Raw genomic sequence first — 17,131 nt, forward strand, 5'->3', positions numbered from 1 at the left:
GCGACTGTTCGAGGAAGGGGGGCTGTCTGCCCCCCTTTTTCGTCTGCGCCGAAAAATTCCCCCCGAGGATATTTTGGGGACGCTGGAAACGACAAAAGGCGCGCGGGAAGACCCTGCGCGCCTTTTACATCCGGTTATGGGACGCTTACCGGAAAAGGATCAGGGCGCCCTCGTTCCAGGCGATACGCGCGCGGGTTCCAACCTCGAGGACAGGACGGCCGAAGACATTGCGCATCGAGAGACGGATGGTCTGCTCGACCCCGTCGAGGCGCACATCGTAATAGGTCATATCGCCGTAATAGACGACTTCCTCGATCGTGCCCGGAGCCTCGCGGCCCGACGCTGTCTGGCCATCGAAGAGAATGGTCATGGTTTCGGGGCGGAAGCCAACGGAGACTTGCCCGTCATGGGCAAACGAGACCTGATCGGGCGCCAGCATACAGGTGCCAAGCCCTGCCACCACTGTTTTGAGCTGGCCATTCTCCTCCGTCTCGAGATGGGCGGGCAGGAAATTCATCGCGCCGATGAATTCGGCGACGCGGCGGGATTTGGGGCGGCGATAGAGTTCTTCGGGATCGTCGAGCTGGGCGATCTCGCCTTCGAACATCACTGCGATCCGGTCGGACATGACGAGGGCTTCTTCCTGGTCATGGGTGACGAGGACGAAGGTGATGCCCAGATCGCGCTGCAGTTTGATCAGCTCGACCTGCATCTGTTCGCGAATCTTGCGATCGAGCGCGGACATGGGCTCATCGAGGAGCAGCACCTTGGGTTTGAGGATCAGGGCACGCGCCAGTGCCACCCGCTGGCGCTGACCGCCCGAGAGCGCGTGAGCGGCCCGTTTTCCATAGCCCTTGAGCCCGACCATCGCGAGGGCGTCCTCGACAAGCCGTGCCTTTTCCAGCTTGGTGCGCGGATCGCGACGCAGCCCGAAGGCCACGTTCTCGGCAACCGTCAGATGCGGGAAGATCGCATAGGACTGGAACACCATATTGGTGGGCCGGCGGTTGGCGGGCACATCGCCCATATCCTTGGCATCGATCATCACCACACCCGAGGAGATGTCCTCGAACCCTGCAATCGTGCGCAGGAGCGTGGTCTTACCGCAGCCCGACGGGCCCAGAAGCGAGAAGAACTCGCCTTCGCGGATGGTCGCATTGATACCGCGCAGCGCGTGGTAATCGCCGTAATATTTCTGGACATCGCGGAACTCGATCATCGGTTTCGCATCGGATTTCAATTTATTCACAGGAAACCTCCCTGATCCTTACCACCGGTCTTGGCGATCCCGCGGCGTCGGAAATATTCGGCAATGGTCAGCAGCACGATGGAGGCCGCCACAAGACAGGTGCCGAGCGCCAGTATGACGGGCACCGATTTCGGGAAGCGGAGCTGCGAGAAGATATAGGTGGGCAAAGTGGGCTCGTTGCCCGCCAGGAAGAAGGCGATGATGAACTCGTCCATCGAGATGGTGAAACTGATGAGCATCGAGGAGATGATGCCGGGCAGCACCAAAGGCAGGGTCACCAGACGGAAGGTGGACCATTTGCTCTCGCCCAGATCATAGGCGGCTTCCTCGTAGGCGGGGTCGAGCGAGGAGAAGGCCGTCGAGAGGATCGTCACCGCATAGGGTGTGGCGATCAATACATGGCCAAAGATCACAGTCAGGATCGAGAGCTTTACCCCCATCCCCAAAAGCACGATCAGCAGCGAGCCCCCGATCATGATTTCGGGCAACACCAGAGGCAGCATGATGAAGCCCATCACCGGCCCCTTGCCGCGGAATTTGTAGCGCGTGGTGGCGCGGGCGGCAAAGAGCCCCAGCACCGTCGACAGCACCGCCGTCGACAGCCCGATGATCAGCGAATTCGAGAGGGCGCGGCGCAGCGTGTCATTGGCGGCCATATCACTGAACCATTGCGTGGTGAAGCCGGTCAGCGGGAAGGCCACGATAGTGCCGTTATTGAAAGCAAAGACCGGCAGCAGCACGATAGGTGCATAGAGGAAGACGAGATAGAGGATCGTATAGAGTTTCAGCCCCGAGAACTTCATTTGGGACCTCGCAGATATTTCCGGTTTGCGAGCACGAAGGCCGCTGCGATCAGCGCCACCACGGCCATAGCCGAGATGGTGATCGCGGAGCCCATCGGCTTGTTATCGAGCGGTAGCATCTGGGCCTGAATGAGATTGGCCACCATCGGAAGCTTCCCCCCCCCGATGAGTTCGGGCGCTACATAATCGCCGATAACGGGGATGAAGACCACCAGCACGGCCCCCACGACGCCGGGCATGGCCAGCGGCAGGGTGATGCGGCGGAAGCTGTTGAAATAGCCCTCGCCCAGATCGCGACCGGCCTCCAGCAGCGAGCGGTCGATCTTTTCGAGCGCCACGAAGATCGGCAGGATGGCGAAAGGCGCATAGGCATGGGCCAAGGCTACGGCGATGGCGGGCACGGTGCCCATCATGCGGAACGGATCCTCGAAAAGCCGCCCGTCCCCCATCAGACCCAGCATCTCGAGGCCCGAATTGATCACACCATTATAGCCGATGATGACTTTCCACGCGAAAATCCGGATCAGATAGGAGGTCCAGAACGGAATGGTGATCAGGAAGAGCCAGAAACTCTTGCGCGCGGGCGAGACGTGGAACGAGATGAAATAGGCGATCGGGAACGCGGTGCAGACGGTCAACGCGGTCACGATGAGCGCCACGATGATCGAGCGTAACAGGATCGCACGGAAGATCGGATCCTTCCAGACCGCGATATAGTTCTGCAACGTGAACTCGTGGATGATCGTCAGATAGCCGTCCTTGAAGAAGGAATAGGCAAAGATGGTCAGCAAGGGTGCTGCCAGCATAACCAGCGCATAGATCAGGACGGGGCTGAGGGTGGTATACCCTTGCGCCGTTTCGCTTCGTCGCCATGAGGATGCCGCCATCTCTCCCTCCTGCTGTCTGACGCATTCTAGAGGTGACAAAAGCACAGCAATTGGGCGGATGAAAGGGACAGAGCAGTATTTTGCGCCCGATCCGACAGCAAGCGATTAAATATTAAACACCTAGACAGGTATCTCGTTCGGCTGGCTTTGCAGGATTCCCGTCAGTCGCCCCAAGGCCTGACACATCATATTCTCGGTTACGCCACCGGCCAGTGCGATCCGCACTGCATTGGGCGCATGCCCGTCCTGCAGGACATATTCATCGGCCGAACGCAACAAAACCCCTTCTGCCTCTGCCATACGCACGAAGGTGGAACCGCGCCATCCCAAGGGAAGCCGAAGCCAGAGGAAGGAAAGCCCCTCCTGCCACGAAATCTCGTAACCGCCCAATATATTGATCGCGAGCTTGAGCCGCCGGTCCATCTCGGCCTGCGCGGCAAGCCGCAGGCGCAGGGCCTCGCCCGAGTTCAGCAGACGGGTCACAATGTCGGTCACAGGACGCGGAAGACCGAAATAGCTGTGCTGCGCCGTCAGACGCCCTGCCTCGCCCATGCCTTCGGGTGCCACAACGATCCCGAACCGCATGCCCGCCGAGATCGTTTTCGAAAGCGAGGTCACATACCATGCGCGTTCGGGCGCTATGGCACGAAATGCCGGAAGATCGTTGACTGGCGCGGTATAGCAATCATCCTCGACGATCTGCAGGTTATGACGGCGCGCCACCTCGACGATCTCGAGACGCCGTTTGGTGCTCATCCGCACAGCCGTCGGATTTTGCGCATCCGGCGTGATAAAGACGAGCTGCCCGTTATACCGGCGCGCGGCCCGGTCCAGCGCCTCGGGAATCATCCCCTCCTCGTCCAGCGCGATCGGCTGGATCTCGGCACGATGGAGACGCACGGCATGGCGGAAACCGGGATAGGCCAGCTCTTCGGCAAAGACCACCGGCCTGTCACCGCGGAGACAGCATTGCAGCACCAGTGACAGCCCGTTCTGCCCGCCAAGTGTCAGCACGATATTCTCTGGCTGGGCCAGCGGACGCACGCTGCAGCCTGCCGGAAACCAGTTAACCACGGCCTCGCGGCAATATTCATCGCGCCGCAAGCCGGGATATTTGAGATACTGATCATCCACCTCTCTTGCCGCCTCGGCCATGGCCTTGGCCAGTGCCGCGACCTGCCCGACATCGGGCAAAATGGGCGAGCGGAAATCGACAATGCCTTCACTATGTTCGTAGGACATGAGTGGATAGACTGATTCTGTTGGCCCCAGACGTCCTGATTGTATTGATACAAAAGTCCCGCGTCCGACCTCAGCCTGCAACAACCCTTCCTGCGTGGCGATCTGATAGCCACGCGCAACGGTTCCAGGCGTCACACCAAGCCGCCAAGCCAGATCCCGCACCGTTGGTAACTTCTGTCCAGGCAATAACTTTCCTGCACGAATTCCCTCTCGCAATGCCCGAACGAGCGCGAGATATTTCGGCCCTTTCTGATTGGAAAGTTCGGGCTTCCATTGCGTGGTCTGATCGTCCATCCGGCCCTCTTGTAACCGATACAATATATTTCTGGCGGTAGATACAAAGCGTATTGTATCCCTTCTATATCGGAAACCAAAGATTGTATCAATACAAAACGCTCAGGTGCATCATGCAAAGCCTACCTCTCCTCAGACAGCACGCAAAATCGAATGCGAAACCGTCGATCATGAAGCTGGTCACACTCTGGGCGTTCCGTATCCGCACCCGTCGCAACCTCGCGACGCTGCCTGATTACATTTTGAAAGATATCGGCCTTACGGCAGAAGACGCGCAGCAGGAAGCCCAACGCCCCTTCTGGCACTGATGGCGCCGCCGACCCCAATCCCCAGTAGATGCGGCAACCCCTGTCGGCACTACTGAACTGGCCGAGCAATAACGCTCGGCCTTTTTTAATGCATTACATCAAGAAACAACTCTAGACGACTGCTGGATCATCATAATTTCAATCCGGTCATCCTCGGCCAAAAGCCCGGTATTGAGATGGGTAGGTCGGAAACTCTCGAGCCAGAGCCCGTCGCAATGGATGAACTGAACCCCCTCGAACAGTAGCTGTACAAGGTGGCAGCATGGCGCAGACACCGGCTCGAATTCGATCTCGGTCTGGCTCTCCATAAGAGACACTACATCCGACCCGCCTGTGGCATAGCGTTGATGCTGCATCAATTCGACCGGCTTGTCGGGTAGACCTGCCACCAGCCTTCCCGCAGGGATCTGTTTGGGCCGCAATGCCGGAACCAGCCCCAGAATTTTCCAGTCCAGATGCCGGTGACCAACCCATTTGACGGGCTGCATACCGTTGGAACGGGTCAGCACCAGATCCCCCCGAACAATCTCGTCGGCGCGCAGCACGCCCCGCGCGGTCACAACCTGCGTCGAAGCGGTCAGTCCAGTGGCCAGGGCGCAAAGCTCGCGATAGCAGCCCGACAGTGGCGCCTCTTCACCCTCGAACGCGAAAGAGACAGCGCCCTGCTGCTCCTCATAATCCGCAAAGGCGTAGCGCACTTCGCAAGCCCCTGCCAATCCCGAGATCACAAAGCCTGGTCGCCCTCCGCTTTCGGGGTGAACCACGTCTGGGGCATTGGACAGGAGATGGGGCATTGTTGTTCAACCGTTCGGCAAGCGCCAAGGATACAGGCAGTCACCGGTCACTATGCAAAATGGGCCTTAATAAATATTGAAGCTGCCTCGGCAAAACCGAGGCAGCTTTGGTGTTCCGGTTTCGTGGAAGATCAGGCGTTGAACAGAAGGGTCGCTTCGTGACGACGCAGGCTCCGGCGCGCGGCCGTGAAATTCGGCTGCGTCGGATCATTGGCCAGCTCGGGGAAGAGCGCGAAGATCTCGCGCTTCTGCGCCACCCCCATCGAGCTGAGCGTCACCTCGCCCGGCTGGAAGCTTTCCGTCCATGCCCCGTCGACCAGCGCGATCTCGTGGCGCTCGCACATGAAATGGATATAGCTCACCTGCGGGACCGCCATCGTCATAACCCCCGGCATTCCCACCAGATATTTGGCAGCCACCAGCACCTCGTATTCCTCGAAATAGAGCTGTGCGCGCTTGCCGGTCAGCAGCATCCGGTGATTGGGCGAGACGCACATATCCCGCTCGGGCAGACCGTTCCCCAAAGCCCCGGCCTGAATGAGGATCGGCGCATGATCCGGGTTGCGGCGAAGCGCCTCCCCGCCCAGATCACATTGACCGGCCCAAGCGATCTCCTGCACACCATTGTCGCGGGTCAGGATCTTGTCGCCAGCCCGCAGCCGTTCGACCGCGATTTCACCGGTGGGCGTTGCAATCAGCGAACCGGGCGTGAAGCAGGGAACGACGTTTTCGATATCGCAATAGCTGACAGTGATGCAGCTCTTGGTCTCGCAATTGTAGAACTTCAGAACGCCGGATTCTTTCCATCCGCCACAGGGCTCCTCGGTCTGAAGTGTATAGCCGGCCTTAAGGAGTGCGCCATAATAAAGGGTGTCGTTGTCGTCCCCCCTCGAGCCGCCATCGACATAGATCGTCCCCGAGTGATCGCCCGTAACATAGATCGAATCCGCGTCACTGCCGCCGTTCAGCGTGTCACCGGCACTGCCGATCAGCGTATCATTGCCGCGCCCACCCCAGAGAACATCGCGCCCTGCCCCGCCATCAAGCAGGTCATCGCCATCCGCCCCGTAAAGAAGGTCGTTGCCACCCAAACCGGTAATCGTGTCATCGCAGCTATCGGAACCGATCAGGATATCGTTGCACTCGGTCCCGGTGATCGGCTCGCAATGTCCATCCTTGTCGCATCCGTTTTCGTCGCGACCGTCGCGGTTATAGCCGTCACAGTCATAACCGTTCTTGTCATAACCGTCGCAATCATAGCCTTCGCGGTCATAACCGTCTTTGTCATAGCCACTGCGGTTATATCCATCGCAGTCATAGCCATCCTTGTTATAACCGTCTTTATCGTAACCGTTTTTATCGTAAAAAATACCAGAAAGGCTAAAGGTCATACCCACCCCCTCACATACGTGATTCGGCCAGGATTCTGCTCAGCCCCGGCTCTAAACGATTAAAAAAATCTTACCGTCGGGGCAGCCAGCGTAAAAGTGAAAGCTCGTGAAAAAATTGAATTAGTCTGTTTCCAGAATGGAAATTTCAAAAAACAGGCAAAAAAGGATCGGTCTGCCAAAGAGATGGAACAGCCGCGCCCTATAGGAGGACGCGGCTGGCAGGATCATGCCATTTTCAAAAGCTCTGCTTCGAACCGCTTGAGCGATTTACGCGCGGCCTGATAGTCGTCGACACCCTTATGCGTGCGCAGTTCGGGGAACAGCGCAAAGATCTCGTCGCGTTGGGCATTGCCCATGCTGCCGAGCGTCTGGTCACCGGGCTGGAAGCTTTCGGTCCATGCGCCATTCCCCAGAACGACTTCATGACGGTCGAACATGAAGTGGAGATAGCTGGTACCCAGCGTCTCGACCGTGGAGACGCCCGCCATGCCCTGCATATGCTTGGCCGAGACGAAGACCTCGTGCTCTTCGAAGAAGAGGCTTGTCTGCGCGTTGGCCACCAGCATCCGGTGGTTGGGCGACACGATCATGTCGCGCTCGGGCAGATCGGGGCCCAGCGAGCCTGCGCGGATCAGAACCGGCTTGAGATGGGGAGCGGCATTCAGCTCGGCCTTGGTCAGATCGCGACGGCCCGCCCAGCGGATCTCCTGGATCCCGTTATCGCGGGTGATAACCTTGTCGCCCACCTGCAGATCTTCGACCGGCGTCTCGCCATGCGGTGTCGCAATCAGCGTCCCCGGCGTGAAGCACGGCACCAGTTCTTCAATATCGGTGAAGTTGATCGTCTGGCAGGAATTGGTCGAGGCATTGTAGAACTTGATCGTCCCGTCAAAGCCCGGATTACCATTGGTCTCGGCCGTTTTGGTAATGCTGGTGACCGTATAGCCCGCCGAGATCAGCCCCGAATAATCGAGCGTATCCCAGTCATTCCCGCCCGAACCGCCCTCAACGGTCACGGTCGTATTACTGCCGTTGGTCGCATCGGTGTTGCTGATGATAAAGTCATCAGCATCCGCGCCACCGGCGAGGCTGTCCGAATCCCCGCCCAGAATGGTGTCATTCCCGGCACCACCCTTGACCGTGTCGACGCCCGAACCGCCTTCGAGGTAATCGGCCCCTGTGCCCCCCGAGAGGGAGTCGTCGCCGGTGCCACCGAGCAGGGAGTCATTGCCCTGCCCGCCGATCAGGGTGTCATTGCCCTCATCGCCATAGATCGTATCGTCATCGACGCCGCCATCGAGATAATCGTTGCCGGTGCCGCCATAGATGAGATCGTCGTCATCCTCGCCATAGATGACGTCATCGCCAGCGCCGCCCGAGAGCGTGTCCATGCCGTTATCGGTGACCTTGTCGCCGTTATCATCCGCGATATTGACGTCATAGCCGATCGGGCCGGCACCACCATAAATGGTGTCATTGCCGTCGCCGCCGTCAATGGAATCGCGCCCTTCGCTGCCAACGATGAAATCATTGCCCGCGCCGCCCGTGACGGTGTCATCGTCATAGCCCGCGTCGATGCTGTCATCGCCATCGCCGCCATCGATGCTGTCATTATCATCGCCGGTGAGGATCGTGTCATTGCCCGCGCCGCCCATGACGGTGTCACGGTCGTTATAGGGATCGGTATCCGCGGAATAATAGCCGCTATAGCCGCGATCGGGCAGCGCCGTGGCAGAAGTATCGGCGGTGTTGATGTAATCATCGCCATCGCCGCCATCGACAGAGTCGCTGCCTGCGCCGCCGGTGATGGAATCGTCGCCGGTGCCACCGCTGATCGTGTCGTTACCCGCATCCCCCAGCAGGGTATCGTTTCCGCCGCCCCCGATGATGGAGTCGTCGCCTGCCCCGCCGGAGATATAGTCATCCCCGCCCGCGCTGAGCACACCATCGGGCGTATCCACCACCGCGCCGGAATTCGAGAGATTGACGTTCAGGACGACGTCGTTGAAATCCTCGTCGCCGCCGCCATAGATATCCTCGAAGCCGATATTGTAGGAGCCGTCATCCTCCTGGCCCAAGACCGAGGTATGGCTGATCCCGTCGGGGTTCATACCCACGTTCTCGCCATAGGCAGAGGAATAATAGGTATAGCCAGCCGAGGTGGTGATACCGATCCCGACGATCTCGCCATCGGTCGTGTCGTAGGTATAGGTCGTGCCGACGGAATTGGCCGCATTGGCGGTCAGGGTCGTTGTCGTGATATCGCCGGTATCGGGATCGACGCTATAGACGAAGACCGAGTTCACATAGCCCGCGCTCGTGCTGGTGATGGTCACCGTCAGCGTATTGCCCGCGCTGGTATTGGTCGCGGCGCTATTATCGCCGTAGAGCGTATCGTTACCGTCACCGCCGGTGATGGAATCGTTGCCGTCATTGCCCTCGACGTAATCGTTCCCCGAACCGGCAACGATCGTGTCATCGTCGTCGCCGCCATAGAGCGAGTCGGAACCGCCCGCGCCGTCGATATAATCATTGCCACCATTGCCGTAGAAGACATTGGTATAAGCATCCGAACCGCTGGTGCTTTCACCGTCGAAGCCGGTCAGCGTATCGTCATATTCCGAGCCATAGGCCCCGTCGACGCCGTCATACTTGTCGCCATCGGCATAGCCGCCGGTGCCCGACATCGAGGACAGGTTGACATTGACCGCCGAGGTCGAGCCGGAATAGTCGACCATGTCGAGACCGGTGCCGCCGGAGAAATAATCCGATTCAGCGCCACCGACGAAGGTATCGTTGCCGGCTCCACCCGAGACATAGTCGCTGCCCGTGCCGCCATCGATATAGTCATTGCCGTCCCCACCCCAGATGGAGTCGTTATCGGCATTGCCGTAAAGAGAGTCGTTACCGGCATCGCCATAGATCTTGTCGGCGCCGTCGCCGCCAGAGATCGCATCAGCATCATCGCCGCCCGACAGGGTATCAGCGCCGGCATTGCCCCAGATATAATCGGTGCCCGCGCCGCCATTGATGACGTCATTACCGTCATTGCCGGCGATCGCATCATTGCCCGCACCGCCCGTGACGCTGTCGTCGCCGGTGCCCGCATCGATCACGTCATTTCCATCGCCACCATCAATGGTGTCGTTGCCATCCTCGCCCCAGATGTAATCGTTGCCCGCACCGCCCGATACATAATCCGCGCCGGTGCCAGCGGCGATGGAGTCGTTCCCCGCCTCGCCCATGAGGCTGTCATTACCCGCCTGCCCCCAGACGTAATCATCACCGTCGCCGGCATAGACGGTATCATTGCCGTTCCCTGCGACGACCGCGTCTTGCGCCGTGCCCGATTTGATCAGGTCATTGCCATCTCCCGCCGAGATGACATCCTGATTGCCGGTGAAGGTGTAGGTGTTGCCGTAGCTGTCGGTATAAGTATACGTTCCCTTGCCGTCATCCACACGATCGCCGTCGCGGTCGACATAGGTGGCGTCGATGGTATCATTCCCGCTGGTGCCGCTGACAACGCCGTCACTGCTTGTCGTCCCGCCTGTGTTGCACGAAGGGGCCGTTTTACTCGTAGTATACGTCATACTTTTCACCTCACCTGAAACCGGCCTTCACTCCGGTAAACAACACAAGCGCTAGGCGCTTTGGAAACGCCGGTCTTCAGCGGGGCAGACTGTGGCGCGAAAGCCTGACCCCTTCGTGATAAAGCGCGATCGAGACACACGTCCAGAGATCTTTCGCCGATCCCCGATAGGGGGCGAGCGAGTCCAGCGTGAGCCTCTCCGCTGGCCGCAGTCAGATGCCTTACCGAAGGGAATACTCAATGGGATTACATAAAAAAAGAGATATTTGAGCGGCACCCCCTTCCGCGCCGTCACCAGCTGAAGCCTTAACCACAACCCACGCGCGAGGCGTCATATCTTTGCCAAAGTTGTGTCTCGGTATTGGCGACAATTCACGCCAAAACGAGATAAAAACCGAGAGATCGGGGCGATTTCTTGTCGATAACCATCTCTCTTGGAAACAATAGACGGCTCTCATCATGCCGATCAGCTTTTTAAAACAGAGGAAAGAATCCGAGAGAGAGGTTAACTCGGCACCAATCATTTTCGCTTTAAATGCCAGTTTTCAGCAACATTGTCGCCTGATCCGAAACACTTTCTCGAATCGCGCCAAGGCCGTCTGTCTGGTAAATCAATCAGCGCCGACCTGACTGTTGGGAGAAGCCTGCCCGGACAACCGCTGCCAGCCCCAGATCGTCTGCAGACGAACAGGCCCCTCATAGACATGGTGGCGAGGGACGCGACAGGCAGACATTGCCCGCCTGCCCGACGATACGATCTCAGCCGATGGCCGGAAGCAGGTTCATAACCAGCACCATCGCGAGACCGACCAGCGCCACGATGGACTGGATGATCGAGATAGACAACGTAGCTTCTTTCATCGACATGCTGAAGCTTTCCTTCACCAGCCAGAATCCCGCATGGTTGGCATAGTTGAAAAACAGCGACCCCGCCCCGATCGAGAGCGCCAGAAGCGAGGTATTCACATTGCCCGCCCCCGCAAGCGGCGCCAGAAGGCCCGCCGCCCCCACGATCCCGACCGTGGCCGACCCCGTCGAGACCGAGAGCAGCATGGCAATGATCCAGCCGAGAAGAAGGGGCGAGAGATGGAATTGCAGGCTCAGATGCATGATCGCATCGCCCACATTGGCGGCCGCCAGAACATGCTGGAAGGCACCGCCGCCCGCAATGATCAGCAAGACATTCCCGATCGGACGCAGGCTTGCCGTCATTGAACTGCGCAGAACCTCCGCATCCCCCTGCCGCAGATAGACGAGCACAAGAGCCGCAAACAGCACGCTGAGTAGCATGGCAATCACCGGATTGCCGAGGAAAGCCGTGACCGTCAGCAGGCCCGATCCCCCGGGCAGAGCGAGCTGGGTGAGAGAGTGCAACAGCATCAAAAGCGCAGGCATCAGCGCCGTCAGCAAGGACAGCCCTGCCGAAGGGGGCTGCATCGCGGACCTGTCCTCCCCCGTCTTCTCGGTAAACTGGGAAATCATCTCCCCATCGGGGCGAACGGCGGCAAGCTTCGGCGCGATAAACCGGCCGTAGACCGGTCCGGCCAGAATGATTGCGGGAATTGCCGCGCAGAAACCGTAGATCATGGTCGCACCGACACTAGCGTCAAGCGCCGCAATGGCCGTCAGCGGACCGGGATGGGGCGGAACCATCCCGTGCATCGAGGCCAGCGCGGCAATGACGGGAACCCCCACAAACATATAGCTCGAGCCCCTGACCCCCGACGGGGTCTCCGATGCGCTTTTCAGCTTCCGCGCCACGGAGAAGATCAATGGCAGCATGACCACCAGACCGACCTCGAAGAACATCGGGATCCCCACCACGAAGGCGGTCGCCGCCATAGCCCATGGCAGAAGATGTGCGGGCGTCTTGCGGATCAGGGCCTCCGAGATGCTCTCTGTCACGCCAGTATCGGCAAGGATCTTGCCCAGCATTGCGCCAAGCGCGATCACGAGACCGACGCCGCTCAGCGTTTTTCCCGCGCCTCCGGTCATGGTGGAGACGATCTTGTCTACGGGCATTCCCACGGCCAGTCCGACAGCCAGTGCTGTAACCAGAAGCGCCAGAAGTGGATGGAGCCTGATCCGCGAGACGATCAGCCCCACGAGGAATAGAACGCCAGCCAAAGCGATAGCCAGTAATTGGATGTCGGAACTCGTCATATCTCCCCTATACTTGTTACACGACACGCGGCCCGATCAGGGCCGGAAGATGCGGGGCCTCCACCTGCATCTCTCGGGTCCGGCAACATGGCGCAACTGCTTGAAGGGCAAACAGCCATGCATATGTCCGAACGAGCGCATAGCGTCCATCGGGCAAGCATTTGTCAATCTCGCGGGCTTCACGAAGTCGTATACGATCCGTGATCCGTGGAGCGGACCCAGATGCGTCCGGCATCTGCGGCAGAACGCGCAGCTTCACCTGCTCGAGCAGAAAGGCCCGACCCGCCATGCCACTTATCGGCAGAGGCTGATCTCTCCGGCCTCTCGGAAAAGATTATCGGGAGAGGACGCGCAAACCCGCAATAAGCGTGCGCAGGACATCGCGCAGGCGTGTCTCCACCTCTTCGGTATCGGCGTCGAGATAGTCCAGAACCAGCCGCGGATGGTTGAAGCCATACATCGCCTGCTGCACCAGACAGGCTGCATGGATCGGATCTTTCAGACCGGGGATCGCCTGCACCAGAAGCTTGGCAATCTGGTCACGCCAGATGGATTTGTAACGCTGGACGACGTCGCGCAACCGGTCGGAGGCCTCGCAATAGGCCTCGTAAAGCTCGGGATCCTTCACCGCCGCCTCGCGTTTGAGCCGCAGCCGCTGGATCAGCCAGCTTTCAAGTCGCTCTTCAGCGGTGCCGGGACCCGAGACCGCCGCGCGCAACTCCTCATGTGCCAGATCCAACCAATGGCCCACCACCGCATCCAGAATATCCGCCTTTCCCGAAAAATGGGCATAGAGCGCGGCATGACTGACCCCCAGTTCGGCCGCCACATCAGTGACACGGAACTTGCTATATCCCACCGCTTTTATGCGCTGCTGGGCCACCTCGACCGCACGGCATTTCAACGTTTCGGAGGAAAGTCCTGTTCTGGGCATAGGTCCGGCCTCGGGGATTTACTGCACTTGAATATCTACTTCTTACAAGTTACAGAATTTGTAAACTGTAATCCCCTCATTGTCATAGGTGCCTCCCATGGGTTCTTTGCTGAAGGACCGTCGCGCCGTTGCATTGCTGCTCGCCGCCACGCTGACGGTCATGTCCAACGCCATCATCAGCCCCGGCCTTCCAGGCATCGGGGCCTATTTCGCAGGCACCCCGAATGCCGATCTGCTGACCCCTCTGCTGATCACCGCCCCCTCGCTGACCGTCGCGATCATCGCCCCGTTTGCGGGTTTCGTGGTTGACCGTGTGGGGCGCAAGGCCATGCTGATCACCGGTGCCGCTTTGTTCGGGCTTGCGGGCAGTGCCGGGCTCTGGGCCCCCACTCTCCCTGTGCTACTCGGCACCCGCCTCGTTCTGGGGGTGAGCGTCGCCATGCTGATGACGGCGATGACCGCGCTGGTGGCACAATATTTCCATGGCGCCGAACGTGGCAGGTTCATGGGCCTACAGATGACCTTCATCAATTTCGGCGGGTTGATCTTCATCGCTGTGGCCGGACAGCTGGCCAACCATTCCTCCTTCTATCCGTTCGCGCTCTATCTGGCGGGCCTCGTCTATCTGCCGATCCTCTATCTGTGCCTCGACGAGCCAAGGAGCCACGCGCATACGGATGGCAGCCACCCCAGCTCGCAGGGTCAGGACGGCTGGCCCCTGGTTCTGGGGCTCGGACTTCTATTGATGGCGCTGACCTTCGCCACCTTCTATATCCTGCCCACGCAGATCGCCTTCTATCTGCGCCAACTCGGCCATGCCGATCCGAGCACCGCCGCCCTGATGATGGTCTGCGTCACCTTCGCGGCGGGCGCTATCGCAATGGTCTATCCGTTCCTGCGCCGCACGCTCGGGCGCGGCGGAGTACTGGCGGCGGGGTTTGTAATGCTTGCGGCGGGCTTCCTGCTGATGAGCTATGTCCAGCTGGTGCCGATGATCGCCGTCGCCTCGCTCTTCGTTGGCATGGGGCCCGGTCTGATTGTGCCCACGCTCTTCAATTCAACGCTGGATGCGGTGCCGATGCGCCATCACGGCATGGCGTCGGGCGCACTGACCTTCAGCCTGTTCATCGGCCAATTCATCTCGCCGATCCTGACCCAGCCTCTGATCACGGCGGGCGGTTTCCACCTCGCCTTTATGGCCTTCTCCGTGGCCGCTCTGGCAGGTGCACTCCTTGCCGCACTGATCTTCCGCGAGCGCAAAAGCGCCTTTGCGCGCGCCTGAGGATCGACCGGTCCTATGGTAATCCCCCCTGATCCTAAAGGAATGCGGAAGTAGAATTTTCTCGGCAGGATGAACGAGGAGATTCCGATGAAGAACACACGTTTCACCGAGGTCCAGATCATGGGCGTGCTGCGCCAGGTGGAAGGCGGTGTGCCAGCAGCCGAGCTTTGCCGTGAGCACGGGATGAGCAGCACGACACTGTACAAGTGGCGCGCCAAGTATCGTCAGCGAGATGAAGGCGATAGCGGAGGAGAATCGCCGCCTGAAGCGCATGTATGCTGACGTCAGCATGCAGAATGATCTGCTCAAGGAGGCCTGAAGTCGCCAACTCAACGCCGGGAGTTGGCCGTAAAAGCGGTGGCGATGAAGGGCGTCAGCATTGCGCTAGCGTATCGGGCCTTCGATGTCAGCGAGACGTGCTTTCGATACAGCCCGAAGCTCGATGACGAGAACGAACAGATTGCCGGTCTGCTGCCCGGACTGACAAAGGCAAAGAAGACCTGGGGCTTCGGCCTGTGTTTTCTCTACATGCGCAACGTCCAAGGGCACGGGTGGAACCACAAGCGCCTATCCCGGATCTACCGCGAGCTGGAGCTGAATCTCAGGATTAAGCCCAGCAAGCGGCTGAAGCGGGACAAGCCAGAGGCGTCGGCGGTTCCAGAGGCCGCGAACGAAGTCTGGTCGATGTATTTCATAGCAGACCGCCTCGGGGACGGTCGCCAGTTCCGGCTGCTGAACGTCCTAGACGATTTCAACCGCGAAGGCCTAGGGATCGAGATCGACTTCTCGCTCCCCGCTGGGCGCGTTGTCCGAGCGCGTTGTCCGAGCGTTGAACCAGATCATCGAATGGCGCGGCCCGCCCAAGACGATCAGGGTCGACAATGGCCCGGAATGGTCTGCCCCACTTGAGTGGTCCAGTTTAAAAGTTAGTGCATCGTGGGGCTTTGGTCTACTGGCACGATGCTTTCTGGTGCTGGTGGGCGATATCCCAAAGAGCTATGCGGGCGCAGCGTGTTGTAATGCTGGCGCCAGCGTTCGATCAGGATCTGGGCTTCTTTAAGCGAATAAAACACCTCCCCATCAAGCAATTCGTCGCGAAGCCTAGCATTGAAGCTCTCCACATACCCTTCGTCGGGAAAACAGTCCCCCGGACTGTTTTCTGATCCTCCTCAGTCCCAGGCGATCCCGGCTCGATATAGGCCGTTTTAGCCCCCACCGCCTCGATCCAGTTGCGCAGTTTGGTGGCAATGAATTCAGGTCCGTTATCGGACCGAATGAACTCGGGCGGGCCTCGCAGGATAAACAGATCAGTCAGCGCATCGATGACGTCGACCGAGTTGAGCTTGCATTTGACACGTATCACCAGCACCTGCCCTAGGTGTATTCATCGACGATATTGAGCATGCGGTAGGCTCGCCCGTCCGCGGTGTTGTCTTGGACGAAATCGTAAGACCAGACGTGGTTCGGCCGCTCGGCCCGCAGCCGAACGCAGGAGCCATCCGCCAGCCAGAGCCGTCCACGTTTCTTCTGCTTTTGCGGCACTTTAAGCCCCTCGCGCCGCCAAATCCGCTCGACCCGCTTGTGGTTCACACACCATCCCGCCTGGTGCAGCAAGCCAGTGATCTGGCGATAGCCATACCGTCCGTATTGCCTTGCCAGTTCAATGATGTCAGCGGTCGAGCCAAGGCTTCGTCCTGACGACCGAGCGGGATCTTGCGTTGGGTCGACCGGTGCTGCCCAAGCGCCTGACAGGCACGGCGTTCGGAGATGCCGAGCGCCGAGCGGACATGGTCGATGCACTGACGACATTGCTGCGGGCTTAGAAGGGCTTCGCGTTCGGGGCTACAAGCCCTCCACTGGAGGGTTTGCTACACGCCCCTCATCTTTGCGGCTTCCGTTAGGATCAGCTTGTCGAGTGTCAGATCCGACACGGCGCGCCTGAGCCGCGTATTCTCTTTCTCGAGTTCCTTCAGTCGCTTGAGCTGATCGCGGTTCATCCCGCCAAACTCACGCCGCCAGCGGTAGTAGGTTTGTTGGTTCGGCATGGCCCTCGAACCAGTGGCGGGCACATGCCTCACCGCCAATCTGGCGCACCGCATCCGCCAGATTCGCGCCTTGGCCCTGGCACAGACCTCAACCTGACGCAGCTTCATGACAATATCTTCCGGCTTTTCGCGTTTGCCTGCCATCGA

Annotated in this window: 11 protein-coding genes and 3 pseudogenes; 3 read left to right on the top strand and 11 right to left on the bottom strand. The window is 59.4% G+C overall.

Annotation, left to right across the window (positions count from 1 at the left end; all coding sequences use genetic code 11):
* Window positions 1-145: 145 nt before the first annotated feature.
* The 5 genes and pseudogenes from WDB91_RS12225 to WDB91_RS12245 all read right to left on the bottom strand — a co-directional run.
* The gene (locus WDB91_RS12225; protein ID WP_339114517.1) at window positions 146-1,240 is read right to left on the bottom strand and encodes an ABC transporter ATP-binding protein; all 1,095 of its coding nucleotides are present in this window, start codon (window positions 1,238-1,240) and stop codon (window positions 146-148) included.
* 5 nt (window positions 1,241-1,245) lie between these two features.
* On the bottom strand, window positions 1,246-2,052 hold the full coding sequence (locus WDB91_RS12230) for an ABC transporter permease (RefSeq protein ID WP_339112834.1): 807 nt from the start codon (window positions 2,050-2,052) through the stop codon (window positions 1,246-1,248).
* Entirely contained in the window at window positions 2,049-2,939 is an 891-nt protein-coding gene (locus WDB91_RS12235; RefSeq protein WP_339112835.1) for an ABC transporter permease, read from the bottom strand. Before WDB91_RS12235 ends, WDB91_RS12230 begins: the two co-directional genes overlap by 4 nt.
* A 120-nt stretch (window positions 2,940-3,059) precedes the next feature.
* Window positions 3,060-4,181 carry a PLP-dependent aminotransferase family protein gene (locus WDB91_RS12240; protein ID WP_339114518.1) on the bottom strand — a complete coding sequence of 374 codons (1,122 nt, stop codon included), beginning with the start codon at window positions 4,179-4,181 and terminating at the stop codon, window positions 3,060-3,062.
* 108 nt (window positions 4,182-4,289) lie between these two features.
* Window positions 4,290-4,475: pseudogene (locus tag WDB91_RS12245) on the bottom strand (GntR family transcriptional regulator); the annotation flags it as partial.
* A 170-nt stretch (window positions 4,476-4,645) separates the two neighbouring features.
* Between WDB91_RS12245 and WDB91_RS12250 the strand changes: the two are divergent.
* Window positions 4,646-4,783: a DUF1127 domain-containing protein gene (locus WDB91_RS12250; protein WP_339112836.1), complete on the top strand. Its 138-nt coding sequence runs from the start codon at window positions 4,646-4,648 to the stop codon at window positions 4,781-4,783.
* A gap of 98 nt (window positions 4,784-4,881) precedes the next feature.
* Here WDB91_RS12250 and WDB91_RS12255 read toward each other — a convergent pair whose 3' ends face one another.
* The 5 genes from WDB91_RS12255 to WDB91_RS12275 form a co-directional block, all read right to left on the bottom strand.
* Window positions 4,882-5,481 (bottom strand): Hint domain-containing protein, encoded by a 600-nt coding sequence (locus WDB91_RS12255; RefSeq protein WP_339112837.1) that lies wholly within the window; start codon window positions 5,479-5,481, stop codon window positions 4,882-4,884.
* A gap of 227 nt (window positions 5,482-5,708) precedes the next feature.
* Window positions 5,709-6,968: a Hint domain-containing protein gene (locus WDB91_RS12260; protein WP_339112838.1), complete on the bottom strand. Its 1,260-nt coding sequence runs from the start codon at window positions 6,966-6,968 to the stop codon at window positions 5,709-5,711.
* Window positions 6,969-7,192: 224 nt separating this feature from the next.
* Window positions 7,193-10,561 (bottom strand): Hint domain-containing protein, encoded by a 3,369-nt coding sequence (locus WDB91_RS12265; RefSeq protein WP_339112839.1) that lies wholly within the window; start codon window positions 10,559-10,561, stop codon window positions 7,193-7,195.
* A 758-nt stretch (window positions 10,562-11,319) separates the two neighbouring features.
* Complete coding sequence (locus tag WDB91_RS12270) at window positions 11,320-12,723, bottom strand: gluconate:H+ symporter (protein WP_339112840.1); 1,404 nt, start codon at window positions 12,721-12,723, stop codon at window positions 11,320-11,322.
* 334 nt (window positions 12,724-13,057) lie between these two features.
* Window positions 13,058-13,657 carry a TetR/AcrR family transcriptional regulator gene (locus WDB91_RS12275; protein ID WP_339112841.1) on the bottom strand — a complete coding sequence of 200 codons (600 nt, stop codon included), beginning with the start codon at window positions 13,655-13,657 and terminating at the stop codon, window positions 13,058-13,060.
* Between the two features lie 97 nt (window positions 13,658-13,754).
* Here WDB91_RS12275 and WDB91_RS12280 point away from each other — a divergent pair, with 97 nt between their 5' ends.
* Window positions 13,755-14,939 (top strand): MFS transporter, encoded by a 1,185-nt coding sequence (locus WDB91_RS12280; protein ID WP_339112842.1) that lies wholly within the window; start codon window positions 13,755-13,757, stop codon window positions 14,937-14,939.
* Window positions 14,940-15,026: 87 nt separating this feature from the next.
* Window positions 15,027-15,834: pseudogene (locus tag WDB91_RS12285) on the top strand (transposase); the annotation flags it as partial.
* Window positions 15,835-15,865: 31 nt separating this feature from the next.
* Here the strand turns inward: WDB91_RS12285 and WDB91_RS12290 are convergent.
* Window positions 15,866-17,128 (bottom strand): annotated as a pseudogene (locus WDB91_RS12290) (IS3 family transposase).
* Between the last annotated feature and the right edge of the window lie 3 nt (window positions 17,129-17,131).

Source organism: Thioclava sp. GXIMD2076 (assembly GCF_037949795.1).
GTDB classification, from domain to species: domain Bacteria; phylum Pseudomonadota; class Alphaproteobacteria; order Rhodobacterales; family Rhodobacteraceae; genus Thioclava; species Thioclava kandeliae.

Bases quoted from the DNA above. Each gene is read 5' to 3' on its own strand.
- WDB91_RS12275 (WP_339112841.1), bottom strand. From the start codon at position 13,657: ATGCCCAGAACAGGACTTTCCTCCGAAACGTTGAAATGCCGTGCGGTC.
- WDB91_RS12235 (WP_339112835.1), bottom strand. From the start codon at position 2,939: ATGGCGGCATCCTCATGGCGACGAAGCGAAACGGCGCAAGGGTATACC.
- WDB91_RS12250 (WP_339112836.1), top strand. From the start codon at position 4,646: ATGAAGCTGGTCACACTCTGGGCGTTCCGTATCCGCACCCGTCGCAAC.
- WDB91_RS12230 (WP_339112834.1), bottom strand. From the start codon at position 2,052: ATGAAGTTCTCGGGGCTGAAACTCTATACGATCCTCTATCTCGTCTTC.
- WDB91_RS12240 (WP_339114518.1), bottom strand. From the start codon at position 4,181: ATGTCCTACGAACATAGTGAAGGCATTGTCGATTTCCGCTCGCCCATT.
- WDB91_RS12280 (WP_339112842.1), top strand. From the start codon at position 13,755: ATGGGTTCTTTGCTGAAGGACCGTCGCGCCGTTGCATTGCTGCTCGCC.
- WDB91_RS12270 (WP_339112840.1), bottom strand. From the start codon at position 12,723: ATGACGAGTTCCGACATCCAATTACTGGCTATCGCTTTGGCTGGCGTT.
- WDB91_RS12260 (WP_339112838.1), bottom strand. From the start codon at position 6,968: ATGACCTTTAGCCTTTCTGGTATTTTTTACGATAAAAACGGTTACGAT.
- WDB91_RS12265 (WP_339112839.1), bottom strand. From the start codon at position 10,561: ATGACGTATACTACGAGTAAAACGGCCCCTTCGTGCAACACAGGCGGG.